Here is a 23,537-nt window from a genome sequence, read left to right as displayed (position 1 = left end):
AAAAACCGGCGTATTTTCAGGCGATTAACCATTTCTATTCGACAGTGACCGATTTTGCGAGATTTCGCGGCTGATCGACGTCGGTACCTTTCGCCACGGCCACGTGGTAGGCGAGCAGCTGCACCGGCACGGCATAGACGAGCGGTGCGATCAGCGGATGGACGCGCGGCATCTGGATCGTCGCCATGCAGCCCTCGCCCGCCTCGGCGATCCCTTCGGCATCGGAAATCAGCACGATCTTGCCGCCGCGCGCGGAAACTTCCTGCATGTTCGACACCGTTTTTTCGAACAACGGGCCAGAAGGCGCGATGACGATCACCGGCACGTTGTCGTCGATCAGTGCGATCGGGCCGTGCTTCATTTCGCCCGAAGCATAACCCTCGGCGTGGATGTAGCTGATTTCCTTGAGCTTGAGCGCGCCTTCCATCGCCAGCGGATAGTCCTGCCCGCGGCCGAGATAGAGAACGTCGCGCGCCGGCGCGATCAGCGGCGCCATCGCAGCGATATCGTCGTCGCGATCGAGCGCAGCGTTGAGGCAGGCCGGGGTTTCGAGAAGGTGGTCGACGATTTCCTGCTCCTGGTCGCGGGACAGGCGCCCGCGCTTGACCGCCATATGTGCCGCAAGCGCCGCGAGGACTGCCAGCTGGCAGGTGAACGCCTTGGTCGAGGCGACGCCGATCTCGGGGCCCGCATGGGTCGGCAGCAAAACGTCGGCCTCGCGCGCCATGGTGCTGGTCGGTACGTTGACGACCGCGCCGATCGTCTGGCCGTTTTCCTTGCAGTGGCGCAATGCGGCGAGCGTATCGGCGGTCTCGCCGCTCTGCGATATGAACAGCGCCAATCCGCCCGGTTCGAGCACCGGCTCGCGGTAACGGAACTCGCTCGCGACATCGATGTCGACCGGCAGGCGGGCGAACTGTTCGAACCAGTATTTCGCGACCAGTCCGGCGTAATAGGACGTGCCGCAGGCGACGATCGTGACGCGTTCGATCGCGCCGAGATCGACATCGAGCTGCGGCAGCGCGACCGAGCGGTTTTCCTGGCGGACGTAGGATCCCAGCGTCTGCGCGACGACGGTCGGCTGTTCGAAGATCTCCTTGAGCATGAAGTGACGATATTCGCCCTTCTCCATCGCCGCGGCCGACGCGCCCGACTGCTTGACCTCGCGCTCGACCGGGTTGTTCTCCGCGTCGTAGATCGTCGCACCGTCGCGCTCGATCACCACCCAGTCGCCTTCCTCGAGATAGGCGATCTGCTGGGTCAGCGGCGCTAGCGCCAGCGCGTCCGAGCCGAGATAGGTCTCGCCGTCCTCGTATCCGACCACCAGCGGCGAGCCGAGCCGCGCGCCGATCAGCATGTCGGGATGCGACTTGAACGCAACTGCGATCGCGAAGGCACCGCGCAGGCGCGGCAGGACCGATTTGACCGCCTCCTCGGGCGAGGCGCCGTTCTCGACCTCTTCGGACAGCATGTGCGCAACGACTTCGCTGTCGGTCTCGCTTTCGAAGGTGCGCCCCTTGGCGCGCAGTTCCTCGCGCAGGCTGCGGAAATTCTCGATGATGCCGTTATGCACCAGCGCGACATGCTCGGTGGCGTGCGGATGCGCGTTGTTGGCGGTCGGCGCACCGTGGGTGGCCCAGCGGGTGTGGGCGATCCCGATATCGCCAGGCGCAGGATTGTCGGACAGTTCGGCGACGAGGTTGGAGAGTTTGCCCTCGGCCCGGCGGCGGATCATCTCGCCATTGTCGAGCGTGCAGATCCCGGCGCTATCATAGCCGCGATATTCCATCCGCTTGAGCCCGTCGACGAGCCGATCCGCAACCGCGCGATTGCCGACGATACCGATGATTCCGCACATGGATTATTCCTCTCTCAGAGCGTGTAGGGAATGCGCACACCCGGCATCGCCCGGGGGAAGGCGAGGGTGTTTCGCGTGATGTAGATCCGACCGGTGACCTGCGCGGCGGCGAGCCCGATCGCGTCGCCGAGTGCCATCTGGGGGTTCTGCTGCAGCAAGGACGCACCGCGGCGGGCGACGTCCTCGCCCAGCTCGACGACCTTGAAATTGTCGATGAAGGCTTCGACCCGCTCGGAATCGTCCTTCGCGCCGGCAAGGATTTCGGTCCAGCCAAGCCGGGTGATCCAGCGCTCCGGATGCTTGATAAGCTCGGTCCGCGCATCGGGGAGGCCGACCAGCGCGTCGACCAGGATCGCGCTGTCGAACAGCACGCCGGTCATGCGCCCTTCCCGTTGCGGATACGGCGTTGATATGCCTGCCCCTCGCCGACATCGCTGCGATCCCGCCAGATACCGAAATATTCGTCGATCGCGCGCCGCGAGGAGCCCGAGCGCATCTGCGCGACCGCCTCGCGCACCAGAGCCGTGCGCGACACGCCGAGTTCCTCGGCGCGGCGATCGAGCCACTTGATATCGTCGTCGGGAATCTCGACCAGCGTGCGCATGGCCAGGCTGATATCACGCTATGATATCATGTCAATCGGTGAAGAGCGTGTCCTGCTGTTCGGCAAAGCGCTCGGCCATCGCGACGCTGACCGGGCGGGCAGCTTCGCCGGCGCAAGGCAAAGAGGATATCCGGCGCTCGCCGCGATAGACATATGCCCCGTCTTCGAACCTGGGATCGTTCGGCTCGCCTGGCGTGAAATTGGTCCGGATCACTCGGCTGTAGATCACGTAACGGACGTCGCCGCGCGCGAAGCTCAATTGCGCCTCGCCGCCACCGGAATAAGGCACCGAGGCCCATTCCATGCCGCGCTCGTCGAAACTGGTCGGCCACGCGAGCTCGGGCGGTTCGTCGCCCTGCCCGAAACGGTACTGCGCGTATTGGCGGCCCTGCTCGTCGCGCTGCACGCACACCGCGACGGTGCGTCCGTCGCGGATGGTGCAGCTGAAGATCGTCGCTTCGGTTTCGGCGCAGGCCGAGGTGGTGGGGTGGTTTGCCTGGGAGAGGGGCGAATCCTGTTGCGGCGCGGCCTCGGCCATTGCCCCTTCCTCGCCTGTCTCTATCACGGTTTCGGCGTCCGACTTATCCGCGTCGGATGTATCGCAGCCCGCCAAGGCCAGCACGCAAAGTAGTGGCCCGATGGCTCTCACTTCTTGTCCTTTTCGGCGGCCTTCTTCTTCTTCATCGCGTCGTGGAATCGATCGGCCCAGCCGGGTTTAACCAGCTGTTCGGCGCGCTCCATCCGCATCTCGCCATCCTCGACGTCGCGGGTGACCGTGCTGCCGGCGGCGACGATCGCGTCGCGGCCGATCCGTACCGGCGCGACCAGCGCTGAATTCGATCCGATGAAGGCGCGCGCGCCGATCTCGGTGCGATATTTGAAATAGCCGTCGTAATTGCAGGTGATCGTGCCCGCCCCGATATTGGCGTTCTCACCCACCGTGGTGTCGCCGAGATAGGTCAGGTGGCTGGCCTTGGCGCCCTCGCCCAGCGTGGCCTTCTTCATTTCGACAAAATTGCCGACGAAGCTGTCCTTTTCCATCACCGCCCCCGGCCGCAGGCGGGCATACGGGCCGACCTTGCAATCCTCACCGACGGTCGCGCCCTCGAGGTGGCTGAACGAGCGGATCAGGGCACCGCGCGCGATCTTGACCCCGGGGCCGAACACGACATGCGGCTCGACCGTAACGTCGTTCGCAATCTCGGTATCGTAGCTGAAGAACACCGTGTCGGGCGCGCGCAGCGTGACCCCCGCCGCCATCGCCTCTTCGCGCTTGAGCTCCTGCCACTGCGCTTCGGCCGCGGCGAGCTCGGCGCGGCTGTTGATCCCCGCGACCTCGGCCTCGGCGCCGGCGGTCACGGCGGCGCAGCTCCGCCCGTCGGCGATCGCGATATTGACGATATCGGGGAGGTAGTATTCGCCCTGCGCATTGTCGTTGCCGACGCGGCGCAGCAGTTCGAACATGTCGCCCTTGCGCGCGGCCATCAGGCCCGAATTGCACAACCGGCAAGCGCGTTCGCCCTCGTCCGCGTCCTTGTATTCGACCATCTTGGAGATGCGGCCGTCGTCGTCCGCTACGACGCGGCCATAGGCGAGTGGATCGGCGGGTTCGAAACCGAGCACGACCACTGCGGGCTCGTCATCGCCGTGCAGGCGCTCGGTCATCGCACGCATGGTTTCGGACTTCACGAACGGAACGTCACCGTAGAGCACGAGCACGTCGCCCTCGAAATCCTCGAGCGCGTCCTCGGCCTGCTGGACGGCGTGGCCCGTCCCCAACTGGGGTTCCTGCACGCGATAGGTCGCGCGTTCGCCAAGCTGGTCTTCGATTTGTTCGCGGCCTGCCCCCACGATCACCACCCGGCGCCTGGGCGCCAGCTCCTCGGCGCTGGCGAGCAGGTGCTCGAGCATCGGGCGTCCGGCGATGGGATGGAGGACCTTGTGGAGGTCCGATTTCATCCGCGTCCCCTTGCCCGCGGCGAGGACGACTATAGCGAGGTCATGCTTGCTCATGGCCTGCGCAATGGCAGTATTTCGCGACAGTTTCCATAGATTCCGCCGCGTTACGCACCGCCTTGCCGCTACGGCATCGGCCCCCGCGAAACACGCTGTTGCAAGCCGTTTCGGAACATGTCACTTCGCCCCCGATTGATCCTACGCGATTGACCCTCCCGTAAAGCACTTTTCGAAAGGCCCCTCCCATGTCCATCGATTTCACCGACAAGGTCGCCATCGTCACCGGAGCCGGCGGCGGCATCGGCCGCGCCTATGCGCTCGAACTCGCCAAGCGCGGCGCGAAGGTCGTGGTCAACGATCTCGGCGGCGCGCGCGACGGCACCGGTGCCTCGGACGCGGCAGGCAAGGTCGTCGAGGAAATCGAGGAAGCCGGCGGCACCGCCATGGCGAACGGCGCCTCGGTCACCGATTACGACCAGATGGTCGACCTCGTGGCGCAGGCGAAGGACAAGTGGGGCGGCGTCCATATCCTGATCAACAATGCCGGCATCCTGCGCGACAAGAGCTTCGCCAAGATGGACCCGGCCGATTTCGAGCTGGTGGTCAAGGTCCACCTGCTCGGCAGCGCCTATGCAACCAAGGCCGTGTGGGAGACCATGCGCGAACAGAATTACGGTCGCATCCTGATGACCGCGAGCAGCACCGGCCTGTTCGGCAATTTCGGCCAGGCCAATTACGGTGCCGCCAAGCTCGGTCTCGCTGGGCTCACCAAGACGCTCTACCTCGAAGGCGCGAAGTACAACATCAAGTGCAACACGATCGCGCCGGTCGCGGCGACGCGGATGACCGAGGATATCCTGCCCGAACAGGCGCAGAAGATGTTCGGCCCGGAAAACGTCGTGCCCGCCGCGCTCTACCTCGTCAGCGAGGACGCCCCGACCAACGCGATCGTCGGTGCCGGCGCGGGTGGCTACCACTCGAGCTTCGTCACCATGAACACGCCGGTCATCCTGCCCGAGGACGAGCGCTCGGTCGAAGGTTTCGCCGCGCATTGGGACGAAATCTCCAAGGTCGAACATGCCAGCGTCCCGCAGAATGGCGGCGAACAATCGATGGCGATCATGGCGGCGTTGCAGAAAGCCCAGCAGGGCTGATCGCTCCCACCGGCGGCCCACCCCGCTCGACCGACGCCCACAAGGGCGTATTGACAAACTAATACACCTCGGAATACCCTCCTTGCTCCAACAGGGAGGGTTTTTCCAATGTACAGCGAAACCGATCTACGCTCTGCGGTCGAAGCGGGTGCGATCAGCGACGAGGCTGCGCGCGCTCTGCGCTCGCATGTCGCGTCGATGAAGGACGCCGTGCCGGCCGATGCCGAGCATTTTCGCCTCATCACTGGCTTCAACGACATCTTCGTTTCGATCGGCGTGGTCATCATGCTGCTCGCCGCGGTCGGGATCGGGCAGGCGATCGGCGGGGCGTATGACGAGGGCACTGTCGTGCGCGACGGGCTGCAAATGCTGTTCGGTGGCGCGCTCGCCGCGGGGACTGCCTGGCTGCTGGCCGAATTCTTCACCCGCAAGCGCCGTATGGCGCTGCCCAGCATCATCCTGCTGCTCGCCTTCGTACTCGGCGTCGCCGGCGCGACTCTGGGCGCCGCGGTGGCTGCGATCGGACCGGGCGACGGCACCCCAGACTGGATAGGCGGGATCATCGGCGCCTGTGTCGGCATCGTGACCGCCGGTGCCGCGTGGCTGCACTGGAAACGGTTCATGGTCCCGATCACGATCGCCGCGCTGGTTGCGGCGCTCGCACTGACCGTGATCAGCCTTATCATCGCCGCAGTGCAGCCGAGTGAGCCCGAAACCTTCGTGCTCGCGCTGGTGTTCGTCGCTGGCCTTGCGATCTTCGCTTTCGCGATGCGCTGGGACGTGTCCGACCCCCGGCGCGAGACCCGGCGTGCCGACGTCGCCTTCTGGCTCCACCTGCTCGCCGCCCCGATGCTTGCCCACCCGCTGTTCTCACTGATCGGGGTGACCGACGGCGAAGCGACCGGGGTCGGCGCCGCGATCGGGGTTCTCGCGATCTACGTGCTGTTCGGGATCGTGGCGCTGGCGGTCGATCGCCGCGCGCTGCTGGTCTCCGCGCTCGCCTACGTGCTGTTCGCGCTGACCTTCCTGTTCCGCGAGTTCGGCTTCGTCGAACTGAACTTCGCGCTGACGGCGCTGATCATCGGATCGGCGCTGCTCTCGCTCTCAGCCTTCTGGTCGCCGATCCGCAAGGCGGTCGTCACCAAGCTTCCGAGCGACTGGCGCGCCAAGCTGCCGGCGACCGAGCTGGCTGCGGCCTGACGTGACCGGATCGAGGGGTGGCAGAGGGCCGGTGCTTCCGCTCCTGCCCTCTGCCACCCACGAGAGCTAAAGATCGTGAACGTCCTTACGGCTGCACGACAAGGGAAGCTTCGGTTTGCCCAGAGTCTGGTCATCCTGGCTCTGGCTGGCTTGCTCGTATTCTACCACGTCTACACTCTGTGCGATCTGTACCTGTCCGCCGGGTCCAGCAGTCCCTCGATCTTCGACCACATTCAATCGGTGCTGCGCCTCGCGATAACGCTCAGCCTTCTCGTGGTCGTAACAGGTCGTCGAGGCGGATTGTGGGGTATGTGGCTCAGCATAGGGGGCCTCGTTGCGTCGCAATACTGGGCCCATTTCGGGAACCTACCGGTCGATTTCACCGAAGGCCGACACCCACTCTCCTATCTCAAGGGCTTCATCTTCCCGACCATCATCACCGTCGCCTTCCTCTATGGCCGAAGACAGGTTTCGAACGGACGCCTCTAGTCGCCGACCGACTTCAGCAACCGCCGCTCGATCGGGGCCAGCACGCCGCTCAGTTCCTGGCCGCGCTTGAGCACTTGGCCCTGCTCGCCGATCAGCGCCCACATGCCTTGCCGATTGCGCAGCGCCGGGCGTTTCTCGATTCGCGCTTCGGGGCGTTCGGCGGCGCGGCGGAAGGCAGCGAAAGCGGCGTATTCGCGGTCGAAATCCATCGCGTAATCGCGCCATTGCCCGGCCGCGACCATGCGTCCGTAGACATCGAGGATGCGCTGCAACTCGTCTCGCTCGAAGCCGATCTGTCCGCCCTTGCGCGGGAACGGGAGCAGCATGCCGGTTCCGATATTCATCCGCCGGTCTTGGCCCCGGACGTGGTGTCGTCGTGCGCCGCGACGGCGGCGCGCAATTCGGCCAGTTCGGCCTCGAGGACGGCGAGGCGTTCCTCGTGGCCCTCGTTCGGTTCGCAGGGCTCGCACGGTTCGCGGCACGGCGTCCCGTAAGGCATGAAGTCCTTTGCCCATTCCTCCACCGGCATCAGCGTCGAGCGTGCCTTGAGGCCAACCATCGTCGCGCCTTCGGGCACTTCATCGGTGACCACGGCATTGGCACCGATACGCGCCCGGTCGCCCACGGTGATCGGGCCGAGCACCTGCGCTCCGGCCCCGATGATCACGCCGTTGCCGATCGTGGGATGTCGCTTACCCGGCTCGCCATTGGAAGGATTGGTCCCGCCCAGCGTGACGTTCTGGTAGATCGTCACGTCGTCGCCGATCTCGGCGGTTTCGCCGATCACGGTGAAGCCGTGGTCGATGAAGAAGCGCGCGCCGATCTTCGCCCCGGGATGGATGTCGATCGAAGTCAGGAAGCGCGCGAAATGGTTCACGAACCGCGCGAAGAAGAACAGCCCACCGCCATAGAGCCAATGGGCGATTCGGTGGAGACCGAGCGCGAGGACGCCGGGATAAAGCAGGATCTCGGCGCGCGAGCGCGGCGCGGGATCTCGCGCGCGGATCGAATCGAGATAGCTTTTCAGGCCGCCGAACATGGCATCTCCCGTTCGCTAGAGCAGGTCGGGCTGATCCGCTTCCGGATCGCCACCCTGCAGGATATCGAGCGCATCGCGCCATATCGCAAGGGTTGCGGGTTGTTTTCTTTCAAGGCTCAGACGGTCGATCGTCTCGACGAGTTCCTCGATCGCGGCGTAATCGCGGGTAGCCCGCGGAACGAGATAGGCGCTCGCGCCATCGGGCATCGGCACGCCGCGCGCGGCCGCGTGCTCGGCGATCAATTCGGCCAACATCGCATCGTCGGGCGGGGCGATCGCAAGCTGGAGCGCTGCCCCCATCCGGCTGCGCAGGTCGGGCAGGCGGATGTCCCACGGACCTGCTGCGCGGGTCAGCAATAACGGTCGCCCGGCCTCCTGCGCGCGATTCCAGAGGTGGAACAGCTCGGTCTCGTCCATTCGGTCGGCATCGTCGATCGACTGGCCCGCTCCCATCCCGGAAAACCAGCGCGCGAAAAGCGACTTGCCAGAGCGCGGTGGTCCGGCGAGCACGGCGGTGTGAAACGGCCACCCCTCGGGGGCCTGGAGCGCCTCAGCGGCTGCGCGATTCCCGTTGCCGAGCACGATCCGCCGCGCATCGCCCGGCATCGCCGCCGACAGCGGCAGCGCGATCTGCCGCGCCTTTTCGGTCATCGGGATATGGTCAGCCGGTTGCCGCTGCCGCTGACATTGAAACCGGCATCGCGCAGGCCCGAGCGCAGCGTGTCTTCGTCACCGGTGAAGATCACCGAGAGTACCGAGGTGCCCCCGAGCGCGGTCGAACGGATCGAAGCGCTGCCGACGCCCGGCACGCCCCGCACTGCCGCCAGCGTGCTGTCGATCGCCGCCGCATCGGGCGAGGCGAACTGGAGCTGGAAGGACTGGACAGGCACCGAGGTCTGGCGTGGCGCGGGCGCATCGGGATCGGTTTCTTCCGGCGTGATCGTCGGTTCCGGGGCCGGCGGTGGGTTGAGCGCGCGCCGCCCGGCCTCGATCAACGCGGCGATCTCGGCCGGGATCGTCTGCGTGCGCTGCAACGAACTGTCGGGCTTGAGCAGCCCGCGTTCGAGCGCGACTTCGTAAGCGGTGTTCATCCGCTCGACCGCGCGCGCCAGCATCTGCGGCAGTTGCTCCTGGCTCTCGGCGCGCATCTCGAAGCTGTAGAGATAGGTGTTGTCGGGGCCGTAGCGCGCGGTGAAAGTCCCGTCGACCGGGCCGCCAGGATAAGAAAAGTCGAGCTCGGCCATCGGCATGATGACGTCCGACGCATCGAACTGGCCGAGCACGTTACGCCACCAGATCCGGCTGCGCTGCGCGGGATTGCCCGCCGTAATCAACAGCGATTCGCCGCCGAAGCCCGAAGGGCGAACATAGTCGATGCGGCTGTCGCCAGCCCGATATTGCGCCCAGGCGCGCTGCCACGGCCCGCGCACTTCATACACCTGCGCGGTCCCGGCGGTGTAGAGCACGGGGATCGTCAGCAGCGGGGCCGAGCGCGAACCGCCACGCGTCCCGCCGACGAACTGCCCGGCGCGCTGGCGATCGAACACCACGCCGAGCGTCGCGATGTAGCGGCGCGCGCCGATCTGCTCGCGCTGGATGATGATTGCGCTCGACATGCCTTCGAGTTGCGAATCGGACATCTCGGGTCCGCCGAGCTTGGCCCAGCCCTTGCGCCGCGCTTCGATCCAGCCCTTCTCGCGCGCGTCGTCGCCGTCCGATCCGGTGGTATCGACCTCGATGTCGTAGACCTCGATATCGCCGGTGCTGGCGAGCGGCGCGATCCCGCGCTCTCCCTCGACCTGCGCCCACAGCGCCACCCCACACAGCGCGAGCGCAAGCGCCGCCACGACCACGATCGTACGGCGGGTAACGGACGGAATACGGAGAGGCGAAGCTAGCGAGATCATCGAACCGGTGGGCTTTTGCCCAATGGGGCGTGGAAATCCAAGCGCGAAAGCGTATGGAGCCGGATATGACGGCGGACAAGGACAGTTACACCTACGCAAAAGCGGGTGTCTCGATCGAAAGCGGCAATGCACTGGTCAAGGCCATAGGCCCGCTGGTGAAGGCCACGGCGCGCCCCGGCGCGGATGGCGAGATCGGCGGATTCGGAGGCTTTTTCGATCCCAAGGCGGCCGGTTACGCCGATCCCCTGCTGGTCGCTGCGAATGACGGCGTCGGCACCAAGCTTAAGCTCGCGATCGACCATGGTCGCCACGACACCGTCGGGATCGATCTCGTCGCGATGTGTGTGAACGATTTGATCGTTCAGGGCGCCGAACCGCTGTTCTTCCTCGATTATTTCGCCACCGGGAAACTCGAGAACGGCATCGCGGAACGCGTGATCGGGGGCATCGCGGACGGCTGCAAACAGGCTGGCTGTGCGCTGATCGGCGGCGAAACGGCGGAAATGCCGGGCATGTATGCCGAGGGCGACTACGATCTTGCGGGTTTCTGTGTCGGTGCGGTCGAACGCGGCGAGCAGCTGACCGGCGACAGGGTCGCGGCGGGCGACGTGCTGCTCGGCTTGGCCAGTTCGGGCGTGCATTCAAACGGCTATTCACTGGTGCGGCGGCTCGCCGCGGACAAGGGCTGGAAGCTCGATCGTCCGGCGCTGTTCGACAACGAACGGCTGCTGATCGACGCGCTGATCGAGCCGACGCGCATTTATGTCGAGAGCCTTCTCCCGGTGATCCGCAGCGGCCGGATCCATGCCCTCGCCCATATCACCGGAGGTGGCCTGCTGGAGAACTTGCCGCGGGTGCTGCCCGAGGGCCTGCACGCCACCGTCGACGCCGACGCTTGGGACCAGCCCGGGCTGATGGCTTTCCTCCAGGCGCAGGGGAATATCGAGCCGTCCGAGATGGCACGCACCTTCAACTGCGGCATCGGCATGGTGCTGGCGGTGGCGGCTAACGAAGTCGCCTCGGTAACCTCTGATCTCGAAGCGGCCCGCGAAACCGTGTTCTCGATCGGCCGCATCTCCGAGGGGACCCGTGGCTGCACGGTGAAGGGTTCGCAGGGGACATGGGCGGCGCAAGAGGACTGGTCGGCGACGCATGACGCGTGAACGCGCGAAAGTCGCGGTACTGCTGTCGGGCACCGGCACCAACATGGCCGCGCTGCTCTATGCGAGCAGGTTCGACGATTCCCCCTACGAGATCGTACTCGTCGCGAGCAACGATCCCGATGCCGAAGGCCTCGCGCTCGCGCGCGACGAAAATGTGCCGACATTCGCGCTGGCGCATCGCGGAATGGACCGCACCGAGCACGATGCGGCGATGGATGCGGCAATCCGCGAAAGCGGCGCACAATACATCGCGCTGGCAGGGTATATGCGGATTCTCGGGGCTGAAATCGTCTCGCGCTGGGAAGGACGCCTGCTCAATATCCATCCCTCGCTGCTACCCAAGTACAAGGGGCTCGACACGCACGCCCGCGCGCTCGAGGCGGGCGATGCGACGCATGGTTGCTCGGTTCACCTGGTAACGCCCGAATTGGACGACGGGCCGGTGCTCGGCCAGCTCGAGATCGCGATCCGCTCCGAAGACACGCCCGAGACGCTCGCCGCACGGGTGAAATTTGCCGAACACCAGCTCTATCCGCGCGTGCTCGGTCGGTATGTCGGGCGATGCTACGATCCGGACTGGCTGCTGCAGCGCGTTCGCGAGCTGGCACTGGCCCAGGTCGAGACCGAGGAGCGCCCGAGCCACGGTGCGCCGGGCTGGAAGCTGGCGGGCAAGAGCGGCAAATACTTCGCCTATTTCAGCGATCGCCATCACGGCGAGGAAGCGATCTCGCTCCTGGTCAAGACGAGCGGGGTCGACGAGATGAACGCGCTGATCGAGCGCGACCCAGAGCGCTATTACCGCCCCGCCTATTACGGAACTGCGGGCTGGATCGCGCTCCGGCTCGACCGGCCCGATACCGATTGGGATCATGTCGACGACTGGCTGGCGCGCAGCTGGGCCGCGGTCGCGCCCAAGCGCCTGGCGAAGCTGCAGCAGGTCGCAGACGAGTTCTAGGGCGTTCCGACGAGCAGGCTGGCGAAGCTGCCGCCGGTGGGTGCCGGACGCTTCTGCATCAGCATGCGCGCGAGCGGGGGCGGATTGCCGCGTCCGAAGCTCTGCCAGGCGTAAAGCATTCCGTCCCTCACTTCCGCGCGCCACAATGTCTTGCTCGCGAGGCGCGGATCGCGCGCCGTGGTGAAGCCGGTCAGCAAGACCTCGGGCAAGGTCACCGTCTTCTTGTCGATGTGCATCGTGAAAAGATCGTCGAGATGCGCAAACCGCTCGAGGGCGAGCGCGCAATCGTCGCGGCCCCGGATCCGCCCGCCGACACTGTCGATATAGGTCACGTCGGGATGGAGCAGCTGGGCGGCCGAGCGGGCGTCATGTGCATTAACGGCGGCAATAAAACCGTCGACCACGCGCAGTGCCTGTCGGGATTTCCACACCATGCGACTCGGCATAGCAGCCGAACGAACTTTGCGCGAATCGATTAACCCAAGCAATTTACGGCGTCAGATCGGCTGCATATTGTAGTTTTATTACGTCACCCCACCGCCGCCATTCCTTCGGGGTACCAAGTGAATTCGGCCCGCAATCCATCGGGATCGGGGAGGAACAGCGCGCGCGCGCCGCCGAGATCCTGGATCTCCTGAACGGCAATACCCTGGTCGATCAAGGCAGACCTCAATTCCTCGACCGCTTCGGGAGTTTCCATAGCGAAGCCCCAGTGGTTCAATCCCGCGCCGTAGCGCTCATAAGGTGACGTTTCCGCCTTCGCCTTCTGGAACTGCAGCCAGAAGCCGTCGCCGTCGGTCCAGATTCCCGGCTTGGGAGAGCTGAAACCGATCAGGGGCAGAAGGATCCCGTAGTGCCGCTCGCTTGCCTCGCGGTCGGTATAGAGGATGGTGAGGTGGTCGAGGCGCGGTTTGCGGTTCATTCGCGCCAGATGGGGTGCCCCCGAAACGAAACAAGCGGCGCACCCGTCGGGGTGCGCCGCCTGTTTGTTACCAGCATGTGCCGGAAGAGTTCAGCCGACGATTTCGTCTTCGTCGAAGAAGAAAGCGATTTCCTTGGCGGCGTTCTCGTCGCTGTCCGAGCCGTGGACCGAATTTGCTTCGATCGATTCGGCGTAGGTCTTGCGGATCGTGCCTTCGTCGGCGTCGTCGGGATTGGTCGCGCCCATGATGTCGCGGTTGCGCTTCACGGCGTCTTCGCCTTCGAGGACCTGCACGACGACCGGGCCCGAGGTCATGAAATCGCACAGTTCGCCGTAGAACGGGCGTTCCTTGTGGACTTCGTAGAAGCCTTCGGCCTGTTCGCGGGTCATCTTGATGCGCTTGGAAGCGACGACACGCAGGCCGGCTTCTTCGAGCATCTTGGTGACGGCACCGGTGAGGTTGCGACGCGTGGCGTCGGGCTTGATGATCGAAAAGGTGCGGGTAACCGCCATGGGGAATTCCTTGGATGTTCGATTGGAGTTCGAAGGGGGAGATTGTTCTCGCGCGCGCCCCTAGCGCCCGCGCGCGCAGGGGGCAAGCATGTCGCGTATCTGCGCGACGGCAGGGTTAGCGGCTGCGGCCGACCGTCAGCGAGGCGGAGGTGCCTTCCTCGTCGGCCGAAGCGTTGATCGCGAAGCCGGTCCCGTCGGACTTTTCGCCCGCGACCATCCGGCCATCATTGACCGACAGCTCCATCTCGATTTCGAACCCGGCCGCTTCGGCCTGGCGGCGATAGAAGTCCGCCACTTGCTGCGGCGTGTCGTCCGAAGTGAAGGCGATGATCTTGCCCGATCCGCTGTCGCCGCCCATCGCGATGTCGCTGGTGACGGTCGCGCCGGGATAGGGAGCGAACCCTTTCGGCCACTGCGCGTCATTGCCTTTGCGCTGGTCGATCGACACCGACTTGCCGTCCTTGCTCGTGATCCGGACATCGCCGTTCTCGGTATCGTCGATCGTCACCTCGCCTTCCGGCGTTGTGACCTTGGTGCCATCTTCGCCCGCATCCGAACAGGCGGCGAGCAGGGAAACGGCCAGCAATGCGGCAGTGACACGCATGATTTTCTCCTTCGTCTAGGACCTTAGCAGTTCAGGGACCCTGCCGCCATTTGCCACCGTCCTGCTTCCAGAAATAAGCCTTGACCCCGTCGCGCGCCGAAACATCGCGCCAGACCTGCCGGGCCGCATCGCGGTGATCGTCGTCGAACAGGTAGAAGATCCGTTCGAAAGCCGGATCCTCGCGCCATTCACCGTCGGCAAGGCAGAGCAGCTTCGCGCCGTTTGCCGCATCGAGTGTGTCCCCGAGCAGGATCGGCTGGCGCTCGCGATGCGTCTCGCCGTGGGCAAGGAACCCGTCCTGCGACCAAAGCGCGTCGGACAGCGCCGCGCGCTGGGCCGACTGGGCCGAAACCACCAGCAGGCGCTCGCCCGCCCCGACCGACTTGGCCGCGAGCCCCGGAACAATGCTTTCGGGCGCGGCATTGCCGAGAACGTAGAAATCGACCCGCATCAGGCCTCGCTTCGCCAGCCGATTTCCCGGCGACTCCTGGACATCAGCGCGGGGCTCAGGACTCCACCGTGTCGCGAATGAAGCGGTCGATCAGGCGCACGCCGTAACCGGTGGCGCCCTTGTCCCAGGTCGCGCCGGGCTTTTCCGCCCAGACCATGCCGGCGATATCGCAATGCGCCCACGGCGTGTCGTCCATGATGAATCGCTGGATGAACTGCGCAGCGGTGATCGAACCGGCCCCCTTCGGGCCGATGTTCTGCATATCCGCGATCGGGCTGTCGAGCAGCTTGTCGTAAGCGGGCGAGAGCGGGAAACGCCACAGCTTGTCGCCGCTCTCGATACCCGCGGAGAGCAGGTCTTCGGCGAGTTCGTCATTGTTCGAAAACAGTCCGCCATGCTCGCTGCCGAGCGCGATGATCATTGCACCGGTCAGCGTGGCGAAATCGATGATCCGCGCAGGCTTGTGCTCGACCTGGACCCAATGCAGCGCATCGGCGAGCACGAGTCGGCCTTCGGCATCGGTGTTGAGCACTTCGATCGTCTGGCCCGACATCGAGGTCACGACGTCGCCCGGACGCTGCGCGGCGGCATCGGGCATGTTCTCGACCAGCCCGCAAACGCCGATCACGTTCGCTTTCGCCTTGCGCTTGGCCAGCGTCAGCATGGCACCGGCCACGGCACCCGCGCCGCCCATGTCGAATTTCATGTCGCCCATTCCCGGCCCCGGCTTGAGCGAAATACCGCCGGTATCGAAGGTTACGCCCTTGCCGACGAAGGCGGTCGGCGCCTCGTCCGCGGCACCACCGCTCCACTTGACGCACAGCAGGCGCGGTTCGCGCACCGAGCCCTGAGCCACGCCGAGCAGCGAGCCCATGCCGAGCGCGGTCATCTGGTCCTTATCGAGCACGGTGATCTCGAGCCCCGTGCCTGCATAGGCCTCGCGGCAATAATCGACGAAGGTTTCGGGATAGATCGTGTTGGCCGGCTCGGCGACGAGGTGACGGGTCAGGTCCATCCCGTCGGCAACCGCCGACTCGATTTCCCATGCGTCCGCTGAATCGGCGGGACCGCCGACGACCTCGATCGTCTCGAGCGTGCGCTTCTGGTCGTCCTTCAGCTTGGTGCGGAAGCGTTCGTGGCGCCAGTTGCGGGAGCGCATACCGAGGAGGATCGAAGCGATCTGCGCGCCATCGAGACCACTTTCCGACACGTCGAGAGCGATCACCTTTTCACCGCTGGTCCAGTATTTCGCGACGACCGCGCCGCCGGCCTTCTCGAAGGAGGCAGGCTTGTTGTCGTCCCCCGTACCGACCAGCGCCATCCGCTCGCCATCGTGGAACAGTTCGAGCACCTGCCCGCCCTTGCCGACGAAGCGGGCGCGCCCGGCAGCGTCCTTAACCGCCTGCGGCAGGGAAGCGGGCAGGCTGTCCTTGGCGACGGGAACGATCCGCAGCGCGGAATTGTCGCTGCTACTATCGGCGAAACGGATTTTCATGTGGTCTCCAGGGAGTGATTCTGCAGGGGTCGCATGGGGCCCAGGGGCCTCGCGAAAGTACGATTGCGATTAGGCGCGGGCGGTGCGATAGGCAAGCCATGGTCCGGCGGGTTAGCGATTGGCGAGGTTTCGTGCGGCATGCCGCATTGCTGGGAGGCGTGGCGACGCTTGCGCTCTGGCCGAGCCAGTCGCTGGCGCAATCCGGCGATGCCCCGGGCGTCGAGAGCGCGCAGGACAAAACCGAGGAAACGCCTCCCGACCAGATCCCGTCGCTCGAGCTGCAGGATGCCGAGACCGCTCCGGTTCCCGCGATCGCGGACCCCGGTGAAGGCCGCGTGGGGTTCGAGGCCGACAGCGTCGAATACGATGCCGGCAGTTCTGCCGTCACCGCGCGCGGCAATGTGGTGCTGCGCCAGGGCGAACGCTCGGTGCGCGCCGACCTGGTGCGCTGGAACGAAGCCACCGGCGAGATCGTCGCCGAAGGCAATGTGCGAGTGGTCGACGGCGAAGGCAACCAGCTGCTCACCAACCGGGTCGAACTGACCGACGAGCTCGATGCCGGCGCGATGCAGGACCTGTTGCTGGTGCTGGCGCAGGGCGGCCGGCTCGCAGCGGCCGAGGCGCAGCGCGACGCGAACGGCGATATCGCGCTCGACCGGGCGGCGTTTTCCGCCTGCGCCGTCCAGACCGGGGACGGCTGCCCCAAGGATCCCAGCTGGCGGATCACGGCGCGGCGCGTCGTCTACGACGAAAGCGACCAGGTCCTGCGTTTCGACGGAGCCTATCTCGAGCTGTTCGGCGCACGGCTCGTTCCGCTGCCGGGCCTGTCGGTGACCACCGACGGGCGCGCAGTATCGGGCGTGCTGATCCCCGACGTGCGCTTTTCCGAAAGCAACGGGATCGAGATCAGCGACAGCTATTATATGCGGCTCGACAAGAACCGGGACCTGCTCGTTTCGGGCTATCTCTACACCGAAGCACCGCCGATGGTATCGGCGCAATATCGCCACCTGACCGACCAGGGTGCGTTCCAGGCGACCGGATACGCGACCTATTCGGAGAAACGCTCGATCGCCGGCACCACCAGCGAGGCGGGCGACCAATTCCGCGGCTATCTGTTCACCAACGGCAAGTTCCAGTTCGATGAGAACTGGTCGCTCACCCATTCGACCCGGATCGCGTCCGACCGCACCTTCCTGCGACGTTACGACATCAGCCGGGAGGACCGGCTGCGCTCGACCGTCAACGCCGAGTACATCTCGCAGGATACCTATTTCACCCTCGCCGGCTGGGCGACGCAGACGCTGCGCGCGGGGCAGGACCAGGGACAGGTTCCGATGGCGCTGCCGGCCGTCGATTTTCGCACCCGGATCGCCGATCCGATCGCCGGCGGCAATGTCACGCTGCAGGTCAACTCGCTCAACATCCTGCGGCCCGAGGGCCAGGACACGCAGCGCGCCTTCGCCAAGGCGCAGTGGGACTGGCGGCGGATTACCCCGCTGGGGCAGCAGTTAACATTGACCGCGCTGGTGCGGGGCGACGTGTACCATTCGGACGACAATGCCAGCACTCCCACCGCGCTCTATCGCGGGATCGAGGGATGGCAGACCCGCGGCATCGTCACCGCGGCGGCCGACGTCAAATGGCCGTTCGTGGGCGAATTCCTCGGCGGCACGCAGGTGCTCACGCCGCGGGTCCAGCTGGTGGCGAGCCCGCAATTGCGCAATCTCGCGATCCCCAACGAGGACAGCCGTGCGATTGACCTCGAAACGAGCAATCTGTTCGCGCTCAATCGTTTCCCCGGTTACGACCGGGTCGAGGACGGGGTGAGGCTCACCTACGGGGTCGACTGGCGCGCTGAATTTCCCGGCTGGCGCATCTTCGCCACGGTTGGCCAATCCTATCGGCTGAGCGAGGAAAAGACGATCCTGCCCGACGGCACCGGGCTGTCGGGCAATGTTTCCGACTTCGTCGGGCGCACCGAGATCCGCTACAAGGATTTCGTCAAGGTCACCCATCGGTTCCGGCTCGACAAGGACAACTTCGCGGTGCGGCGCAATGAATTCGACGCGGTCGTGGGCAGCAGTCGGACTTATCTCGAAATCGGCTACCTGCGGCTGAACCGCAATGTCGACCTTGCGATCGAGGATCTGCGCGACCGCGAGGAATTGCGTCTCGCCGGTCGGCTGGCGCTGTTCGACTACTGGTCGGTGTTCGGCTCGATGGTCGCCAACCTCACCGATCGCGACGAGGACCCGACACTCACGGCGGACGGATTCGATCTGCTGCGTTCGCGGCTCGGCGTGGCCTATCGCGACGATTGCCTCGAGCTCGGCCTGACCTGGCGGCGCGATTACGTGACCACCGGCGACGCCGTGCGCGGCAACACCTTTATCCTCAGCGTCAACCTGTTGGGGCTGGGCTTCGATTGAAGAAGGCCGTCAAACCCGCTATCCGGCCTTGCACACGGCTCAGCGACGGTTAATCCGTCGGCGGGCAGATTCTCCGGCCAGCTCGTCCAGGGGTCGCTTCCCGCTTCGGGCAACCGCAATTTTGGATGATATCGAGATCCACATGATGAAGAAATTCGCGCTTCGTCCGTTCATCGGCGCGCTCCTTTCCGTTGCCGCCATGGCCCTCTCGGCCCAGCCCGCTGCGGCGCAGGTCGGCGATGTCGGCGGCCTGGACATTCCCGACAATCCCACGCTGCTCGGCCAAAACCCCGACCTGCGACTGGCTTCGGCCAAGGTCGGCGGAGCGATCATCACCGGGACCGACATCGAGCGTCGGATCGCACTCGAACTGTTGGGCCGCGATGAAGAGATCGCGCCCGAGGAAATGAACCAGCTGCGCGTGGCGATCCGCAATCGCCTGATCGACGAGCTGATCCAGATCCAGAAGGCGACCGAAGACGACATGGCGGTCGAGGACGAACGCGTCATGCAGACCTTCAATCGCGTCGCGCAGCAGAATTTCGGCCAGAACCCCAACGTGATGGACGAATACCTCGCCCAGTTCGGCACCTCGTCCGAAGCCCTGAAGTTCAAGATCCGCGCCGAACTCGCGTGGCAGCGCCTGCTGTCGCGCTATGTCTCGCCCTTCGTCAACGTGTCGGAGGAAGAGGTTCGCGAGATCATCGCCCGCCAGGAAGCGGCTAAGGGTCAAGAGGAATATTTCTACGGCGAGATCGCACTGCCGGCTACGCCCGAAACCGATCAGCAGGTCCGCCAGACCGCGATGCAGATTGTGCAGGCGATCCAGCAGGGCGCCGATTTTCGCGCCATCGCCGCGCGCCGTTCGCAGATCTCGACCGCGGCCAATGGCGGCGATTCGGGCTGGCTCCGACTCGACCGGATCGATCCCGTGATCGCCGAAAAACTGCGCGGTATGCAGGTCGGTCAGGTGCTTGGACCGGTCGAAGTCCCCGGCGGCTATTCGATCCTCCTCCTGCGCGACAAGCGCCGCGTGCTGACCACCGATCCGCGAGATGCACTTCTGAGCCTGGCGCAGATCTCGGCGCAACTGCCCGCCGGCCTGACCGAGGAATCCTTCCAGGCTTTCCAGGCCGACTATCTCGGCAAGGTCCGCTCGATTCGTGGTTGCGGCGATCTTGATCGCGGCGGCGCGGAATTCGGGCTCAACGTCGTGCGCAACCAGGAAGTGCCCGCGCGCAACCTGCCTGCGAGCCTGCAGGGCGAACTGCTTTCGCTCTCGCTCGGGCAGGTCACGCGCCCCTTCCCGGCGAGCGACAACTCGATCAGTGTGCTGATGTTGTGCGGCCGCGACGATCCGCAGGTTGCTGCCGCACCCGATTTCGACAAGGTGCTCGCCGATCTCGAAGACGAGCGCATCCAGAAGCGCGCGCAGGCCTTCCTGCGCGACCTGCGCCGTGATGCGATCGTGACCTACGGCTCGGGCACCGAACTCGTCGGCGGTTGATCCCTTGCCCGATCCGGTCCCGCTCGCGTTGACGCTGGGCGATCCGGCCGGGATCGGCCCCGAACTGGCATTGGCAGCCTGGCTGCAACGCGATCGACACAGCCTGCAACCGTTCTTCGTCTGCGGCGGACGCCGGGTGCTCGAAGAAGCCGCGGCGCATTGCGGCCTGAAGCTCGCCATCGCGGCAATAGATGATCCGTCTGCGACCGACGCGCAGTTCGACGCGGCGCTTCCGGTTCTCGAGGGCAAGGACGGGCATTACGGCCCCGGCTCCCCCAGCGAAGCCGGAGCCACGATCGCCCGCGCGTCACTCGAGCAGGGGACCCGACTGGCGCAAGACGGTCGGGCCGGAGCCGTAATCACCGGTCCGGTCTCGAAGGCTCAGCTGGCGGCGACCGGCTTCACCTTTCCGGGCCAGACCGAATTCCTCGCCGACGCCGCGGGGCGCGGCCCCGACGATGTGGCGATGATGATCGCCGGACCCAGCCTGCGCACCGTCCCGCTCACGATCCACGTCGCGCTGGCGGAGGTTCCCGCGCGCCTCACCACCGGCCTGATCGTGTCGCGCGCACGGATCGTGGCTGCGGCGCTGGAGCGCGACTTCGGCCTCACCCGACCGCGCCTAGCAATCGCGGGACTCAATCCGCATGCCGGGGAAAACGGCACTTTCGGTGACGAGGAGGCTCGCATCATCGCACCCGCCATCGCCGCGCTCGAAGCGGACGGCCTGTCGGTGACAGGTCCCCACCCGGCAGACGCCCTGTTCGCCCCCCGCGCCCGGACGACCTATGACGCGGCCTTGTGCATGTATCACGATCAGGCGCTGGTCCCGGTCAAGGCGCTCGATTTCGACCAGGGGGTCAACGTGACGCTGGGTCTGCCCTTCATCCGCACCGCGCCCGACCACGGCACCGCCTTCGCGATAGCGGGAAAGGGGATCGCCGATCCGGGCGCCACGATCGCCGCTTTGAAGATGGCGGGCGAGATGGCGGCGCGGCGCGGATGAGCGGCCTCCCCCCCTTGCGCGACGTCATCGCCCGCCACGGGCTTTCTGCCAGCAAGGCGCTCGGCCAGAACTTCCTGTTCGACGAACAATTGCTCGACCGTATCGCGGCCGTCCCCGGCGATCTCGCGGGACGTCCGGTGCTCGAGATCGGCCCCGGCCCGGGCGGCCTGACCCGGGCGCTGCTGCGCGCCGGCGCGAAGGTCACCGCGATCGAACGCGATGCCCGGTGCCTTCCCGCCCTCGCCGAGCTCGAGGAAGCTTTCCCCGGCCAGCTCACGGTGATCGAGGGCGACGCGCTCGATGTCGATCACGATTCTCTGTTCGACACGCCGTATGCGGTGGTCGCCAACTTGCCTTACAATGTCGGCACCGCGCTGCTGGTCGACTGGCTGTCGGCCAAGGCATGGCCGCCTGCATGGACCTCGCTCACACTAATGTTCCAGCGCGAGGTCGCCGATCGGATCGTCGCGAAGGAAGGTTCCGGCACCTATGGCCGGCTCGCCGTGCTCGCGCAGTGGCGCTCGCGCGCGTCGCTGGCGATGAAGGTCCACCGCAGCGCCTTCACGCCCCCGCCCAAGGTCATGAGCGCGATCGTCCATATCGAGCCCACAACCATGCCCGAAAAGGTAAGCCCGACGATCCTTTCGCGGCTGACCGAAGCGGCCTTCGGCCAGCGGCGCAAGATGCTGCGCCAGTCGCTCAAATCGGTACCCGGCGCGATCGCCGCACTCGAGGCGATCGGGATCGAGCCTACGCGTCGTGCCGAAACCCTCTCCGTCGCCGATTATGTTGCGCTTGCGAAAGAGCTCTCGTGATCGGCGCGGGCATGCCTATATTGTCCTCCATGCGCGGACCCTCCGACATCACGCTCCCCTCGGCCGGCGATTTCCTGCTCTCGCAGCCCTTGCTCGCGCTGGCACTTGTCTCGATCCTGCTGGTGGTCGGCGGCAACCTGTTCGGCCTCGCGACCCGGCGCGGGGGCGCGGCAATGCGCACGGTCGGTCATCTCGGGATCGCCGCGGCGCTGGTGCTGACGATCGTCAACGCCGCGCGTCTCAACCCCGATCTCGACCTCGCGATGCCGCAGATCGGCATGCCCGAGCAAATCGTCGAAGGCAGCGAGACCCGCATCCCTTTGTCGCGCGACGGGCATTTTTGGGTCGAAGGCCAGGTCAACGGCGCGCAGGCGCGGTTCCTGATCGATACCGGGGCGACGCTTACTGCCCTTTCGACCGCGGCCGCCGCCGCAGGGCGGGTCGAGCCGATCCCTTATCGCCAGCCCGTGATCATGCGCACCGCCAACGGCAACGCCCCTGCACAGCTCGCCACGATCGATATCCTCGAGGCGGGCAGCGTGACCGCGCGCGATCTCGATGTCGTGGTCTCGCCCGCGATCGGCAACGTCAACGTGCTTGGAATGAATTTCCTCTCGCGCCTCGACAGCTGGAGGGTGGAGGACGACGTGTTGATTCTGGTGCCCGAATCCTGACCGCGCGCTTCAGGCCAGCTTCAGTTTCGATCCGCTATAACCTATCTCGCAGTTGCAACATGGGAAAGCTCCCTACATATAGGGCTTTCGCGCTTCGGCTGCGAAGGTGCCTCGACGAAGGTGCAACAATCATATCATGCCCATTGCCACGTACCCCCCTCGGTGCCTGGGGAAGGGCAGAGTTCTGACAAACGGAAGGGATCCGACATGAAATTCAACAAGCTGGCCGCTGCCGCCGCTCTTGCCATCGCCGCCGTCCCGGGCGCCGCGCTTGCGCAGGACGCCGGTGCGACCGTCACCGCCACCGCCGGTGCGACCGTCTACGGCAATGACGGCATGGAAATCGGCACAATCGAAAGCGTCGAAGGCGAAACCGCCATCCTCGTTGTCGACGGCATGAAGGCTCCCGTTCCCACCGCCGCGTTCGGCGCTGGCGACAACGGCCCCACGGTCAACGCCACCAAGGCGCAGATCGTCGGCATGCTCCAGGCTGCCAAGCAGCAGGCCGATGCCGCTCGTGACGCCGCGCTCGTCGTCGGTGCCGACGTCGCCACCGTCAAGGGTATGCCGATCGGCGCGATCAAGAGCGTCGAAGGCGACAACATCGTCGTCAGCCACGGCGAAGGCGCGGTCGCGCTGACCCGCGAACAGTTCGCGGTGGTCGACCAGAAGCTCGTCGCGCTCGTCGCGATGGCCGACATCATGGCCGCGATGGAAGCCCAGGGCACCACCGGCACGATGACCGCCGAAGGCGGCCAGTAAGCGACACCCGCTTCTAGCTGGAAAATCGAAA

At 65.6% G+C, this 23,537-nt stretch carries 26 protein-coding genes; 11 read left to right on the top strand and 15 right to left on the bottom strand.

Annotation, left to right across the window (positions count from 1 at the left end):
- Nucleotides 1-34: 34 nt before the first annotated feature.
- The 5 genes from glmS to glmU form a co-directional block, all read right to left on the bottom strand.
- Entirely contained in the window at nt 35-1,858 is a 1,824-nt protein-coding gene (gene glmS / locus IEW49_RS03815; RefSeq protein ID WP_188641438.1) for a glutamine--fructose-6-phosphate transaminase (isomerizing), read from the bottom strand.
- 14 nt (nt 1,859-1,872) lie between these two features.
- Nucleotides 1,873-2,238, bottom strand: coding sequence for a PIN domain-containing protein (locus IEW49_RS03810; protein ID WP_188641437.1), 366 nt, complete (start codon nt 2,236-2,238; stop codon nt 1,873-1,875).
- Nucleotides 2,235-2,462 (bottom strand): ribbon-helix-helix domain-containing protein, encoded by a 228-nt coding sequence (locus tag IEW49_RS03805; RefSeq protein ID WP_188641436.1) that lies wholly within the window; start codon nt 2,460-2,462, stop codon nt 2,235-2,237. The genes IEW49_RS03810 and IEW49_RS03805 overlap by 4 nt, the downstream gene beginning before the upstream one ends.
- A 31-nt stretch (nt 2,463-2,493) precedes the next feature.
- Entirely contained in the window at nt 2,494-3,000 is a 507-nt protein-coding gene (locus IEW49_RS03800; RefSeq protein WP_188641435.1) for a hypothetical protein, read from the bottom strand.
- Between the two features lie 107 nt (nt 3,001-3,107).
- Nucleotides 3,108-4,475, bottom strand: a complete 1,368-nt coding sequence (gene glmU / locus IEW49_RS03795; RefSeq protein ID WP_188641434.1) for a bifunctional UDP-N-acetylglucosamine diphosphorylase/glucosamine-1-phosphate N-acetyltransferase GlmU — start codon at nt 4,473-4,475, stop codon at nt 3,108-3,110.
- A gap of 188 nt (nt 4,476-4,663) precedes the next feature.
- Between glmU and IEW49_RS03790 the strand changes: the two genes are divergently transcribed.
- The 3 genes from IEW49_RS03790 (at nt 4,664) to IEW49_RS03780 (ending at nt 7,261) form a co-directional block, all read left to right on the top strand.
- A complete protein-coding gene (locus IEW49_RS03790; RefSeq protein ID WP_188641433.1) occupies nt 4,664-5,572 on the top strand; it encodes an SDR family NAD(P)-dependent oxidoreductase in 909 nt (302 codons plus the stop codon).
- 108 nt (nt 5,573-5,680) lie between these two features.
- On the top strand, nt 5,681-6,772 hold the full coding sequence (locus IEW49_RS03785) for a hypothetical protein (protein ID WP_188641432.1): 1,092 nt from the start codon (nt 5,681-5,683) through the stop codon (nt 6,770-6,772).
- A gap of 150 nt (nt 6,773-6,922) precedes the next feature.
- Nucleotides 6,923-7,261 (top strand): hypothetical protein, encoded by a 339-nt coding sequence (locus IEW49_RS03780; RefSeq protein ID WP_188641431.1) that lies wholly within the window; start codon nt 6,923-6,925, stop codon nt 7,259-7,261.
- On the opposite strand, the gene IEW49_RS03775 is transcribed toward IEW49_RS03780, so the two are convergent.
- The 4 genes from IEW49_RS03775 to IEW49_RS03760 are packed head-to-tail and all read right to left on the bottom strand — an operon-like array spanning nt 7,258 to nt 10,207.
- Nucleotides 7,258-7,605: a DUF2794 domain-containing protein gene (locus IEW49_RS03775; RefSeq protein ID WP_188641430.1), complete on the bottom strand. Its 348-nt coding sequence runs from the start codon at nt 7,603-7,605 to the stop codon at nt 7,258-7,260. The two genes, IEW49_RS03780 and IEW49_RS03775, sit on opposite strands and share 4 nt — an antisense overlap.
- On the bottom strand, nt 7,602-8,300 hold the full coding sequence (gene epsC / locus IEW49_RS03770; RefSeq protein ID WP_188641429.1) for a serine O-acetyltransferase EpsC: 699 nt from the start codon (nt 8,298-8,300) through the stop codon (nt 7,602-7,604). Before epsC ends, IEW49_RS03775 begins: the two co-directional genes overlap by 4 nt.
- A gap of 15 nt (nt 8,301-8,315) precedes the next feature.
- Nucleotides 8,316-8,951, bottom strand: coding sequence for an HdaA/DnaA family protein (locus IEW49_RS03765; RefSeq protein WP_188641428.1), 636 nt, complete (start codon nt 8,949-8,951; stop codon nt 8,316-8,318).
- Entirely contained in the window at nt 8,948-10,207 is a 1,260-nt protein-coding gene (locus IEW49_RS03760) for a heavy-metal-associated domain-containing protein (RefSeq protein WP_188641427.1), read from the bottom strand. Before IEW49_RS03760 ends, IEW49_RS03765 begins: the two co-directional genes overlap by 4 nt.
- 65 nt (nt 10,208-10,272) lie before the next feature.
- Here IEW49_RS03760 and purM point away from each other — a divergent pair, with 65 nt between their 5' ends.
- Nucleotides 10,273-11,370: a phosphoribosylformylglycinamidine cyclo-ligase gene (gene purM, locus IEW49_RS03755; RefSeq protein WP_188641426.1), complete on the top strand. Its 1,098-nt coding sequence runs from the start codon at nt 10,273-10,275 to the stop codon at nt 11,368-11,370.
- On the top strand, nt 11,360-12,325 hold the full coding sequence (gene purN, locus IEW49_RS03750; protein WP_188641425.1) for a phosphoribosylglycinamide formyltransferase: 966 nt from the start codon (nt 11,360-11,362) through the stop codon (nt 12,323-12,325). Before purM ends, purN begins: the two co-directional genes overlap by 11 nt.
- Here the strand turns inward: purN and IEW49_RS03745 are convergent.
- From IEW49_RS03745 to IEW49_RS03720, 6 genes are all read right to left on the bottom strand, one after another.
- Nucleotides 12,322-12,759: a nuclear transport factor 2 family protein gene (locus IEW49_RS03745; RefSeq protein ID WP_188641424.1), complete on the bottom strand. Its 438-nt coding sequence runs from the start codon at nt 12,757-12,759 to the stop codon at nt 12,322-12,324. The genes purN and IEW49_RS03745 overlap by 4 nt on opposite strands.
- A gap of 95 nt (nt 12,760-12,854) precedes the next feature.
- Nucleotides 12,855-13,247: a VOC family protein gene (locus IEW49_RS03740; protein ID WP_188641423.1), complete on the bottom strand. Its 393-nt coding sequence runs from the start codon at nt 13,245-13,247 to the stop codon at nt 12,855-12,857.
- Between the two features lie 90 nt (nt 13,248-13,337).
- Entirely contained in the window at nt 13,338-13,760 is a 423-nt protein-coding gene (ndk, locus tag IEW49_RS03735; protein ID WP_188641422.1) for a nucleoside-diphosphate kinase, read from the bottom strand.
- Between the two features lie 115 nt (nt 13,761-13,875).
- A complete protein-coding gene (locus IEW49_RS03730; protein WP_188641421.1) occupies nt 13,876-14,364 on the bottom strand; it encodes a hypothetical protein in 489 nt (162 codons plus the stop codon).
- Between the two features lie 31 nt (nt 14,365-14,395).
- Nucleotides 14,396-14,815: a DNA polymerase III subunit chi gene (locus IEW49_RS03725; RefSeq protein ID WP_188641420.1), complete on the bottom strand. Its 420-nt coding sequence runs from the start codon at nt 14,813-14,815 to the stop codon at nt 14,396-14,398.
- 55 nt (nt 14,816-14,870) lie between these two features.
- Complete coding sequence (locus IEW49_RS03720; RefSeq protein ID WP_188641419.1) at nt 14,871-16,310, bottom strand: leucyl aminopeptidase; 1,440 nt, start codon at nt 16,308-16,310, stop codon at nt 14,871-14,873.
- Nucleotides 16,311-16,408: 98 nt separating this feature from the next.
- On the opposite strand from IEW49_RS03720, the gene IEW49_RS03715 reads away from it, so the two are divergent.
- From IEW49_RS03715 to IEW49_RS03690, 6 genes are all read left to right on the top strand, one after another.
- Entirely contained in the window at nt 16,409-18,742 is a 2,334-nt protein-coding gene (locus tag IEW49_RS03715; protein WP_188641418.1) for an LPS-assembly protein LptD, read from the top strand.
- A 142-nt stretch (nt 18,743-18,884) separates the two neighbouring features.
- Nucleotides 18,885-20,249: a peptidylprolyl isomerase gene (locus IEW49_RS03710; RefSeq protein WP_188641417.1), complete on the top strand. Its 1,365-nt coding sequence runs from the start codon at nt 18,885-18,887 to the stop codon at nt 20,247-20,249.
- A 4-nt stretch (nt 20,250-20,253) separates the two neighbouring features.
- Nucleotides 20,254-21,255: a 4-hydroxythreonine-4-phosphate dehydrogenase PdxA gene (gene pdxA / locus IEW49_RS03705; RefSeq protein WP_188641416.1), complete on the top strand. Its 1,002-nt coding sequence runs from the start codon at nt 20,254-20,256 to the stop codon at nt 21,253-21,255.
- Nucleotides 21,252-22,070: a 16S rRNA (adenine(1518)-N(6)/adenine(1519)-N(6))-dimethyltransferase RsmA gene (gene rsmA / locus IEW49_RS03700; protein WP_188641415.1), complete on the top strand. Its 819-nt coding sequence runs from the start codon at nt 21,252-21,254 to the stop codon at nt 22,068-22,070. Before pdxA ends, rsmA begins: the two co-directional genes overlap by 4 nt.
- A gap of 29 nt (nt 22,071-22,099) precedes the next feature.
- On the top strand, nt 22,100-22,744 hold the full coding sequence (locus tag IEW49_RS03695; RefSeq protein ID WP_188641414.1) for a retropepsin-like aspartic protease family protein: 645 nt from the start codon (nt 22,100-22,102) through the stop codon (nt 22,742-22,744).
- Nucleotides 22,745-22,951: 207 nt separating this feature from the next.
- Nucleotides 22,952-23,506 (top strand): hypothetical protein, encoded by a 555-nt coding sequence (locus IEW49_RS03690; RefSeq protein ID WP_188641413.1) that lies wholly within the window; start codon nt 22,952-22,954, stop codon nt 23,504-23,506.
- Nucleotides 23,507-23,537: the final 31 nt, after the last annotated feature.

This window comes from Pseudoblastomonas marina (assembly GCF_014641655.1).
GTDB classification, from domain to species: Bacteria; Pseudomonadota; Alphaproteobacteria; order Sphingomonadales; family Sphingomonadaceae; genus Alteriqipengyuania_A; species Alteriqipengyuania_A marina.
Note: the sequence above shows the minus strand (reverse complement) of the source record. Positions and strands in the feature narration are given on the sequence as shown.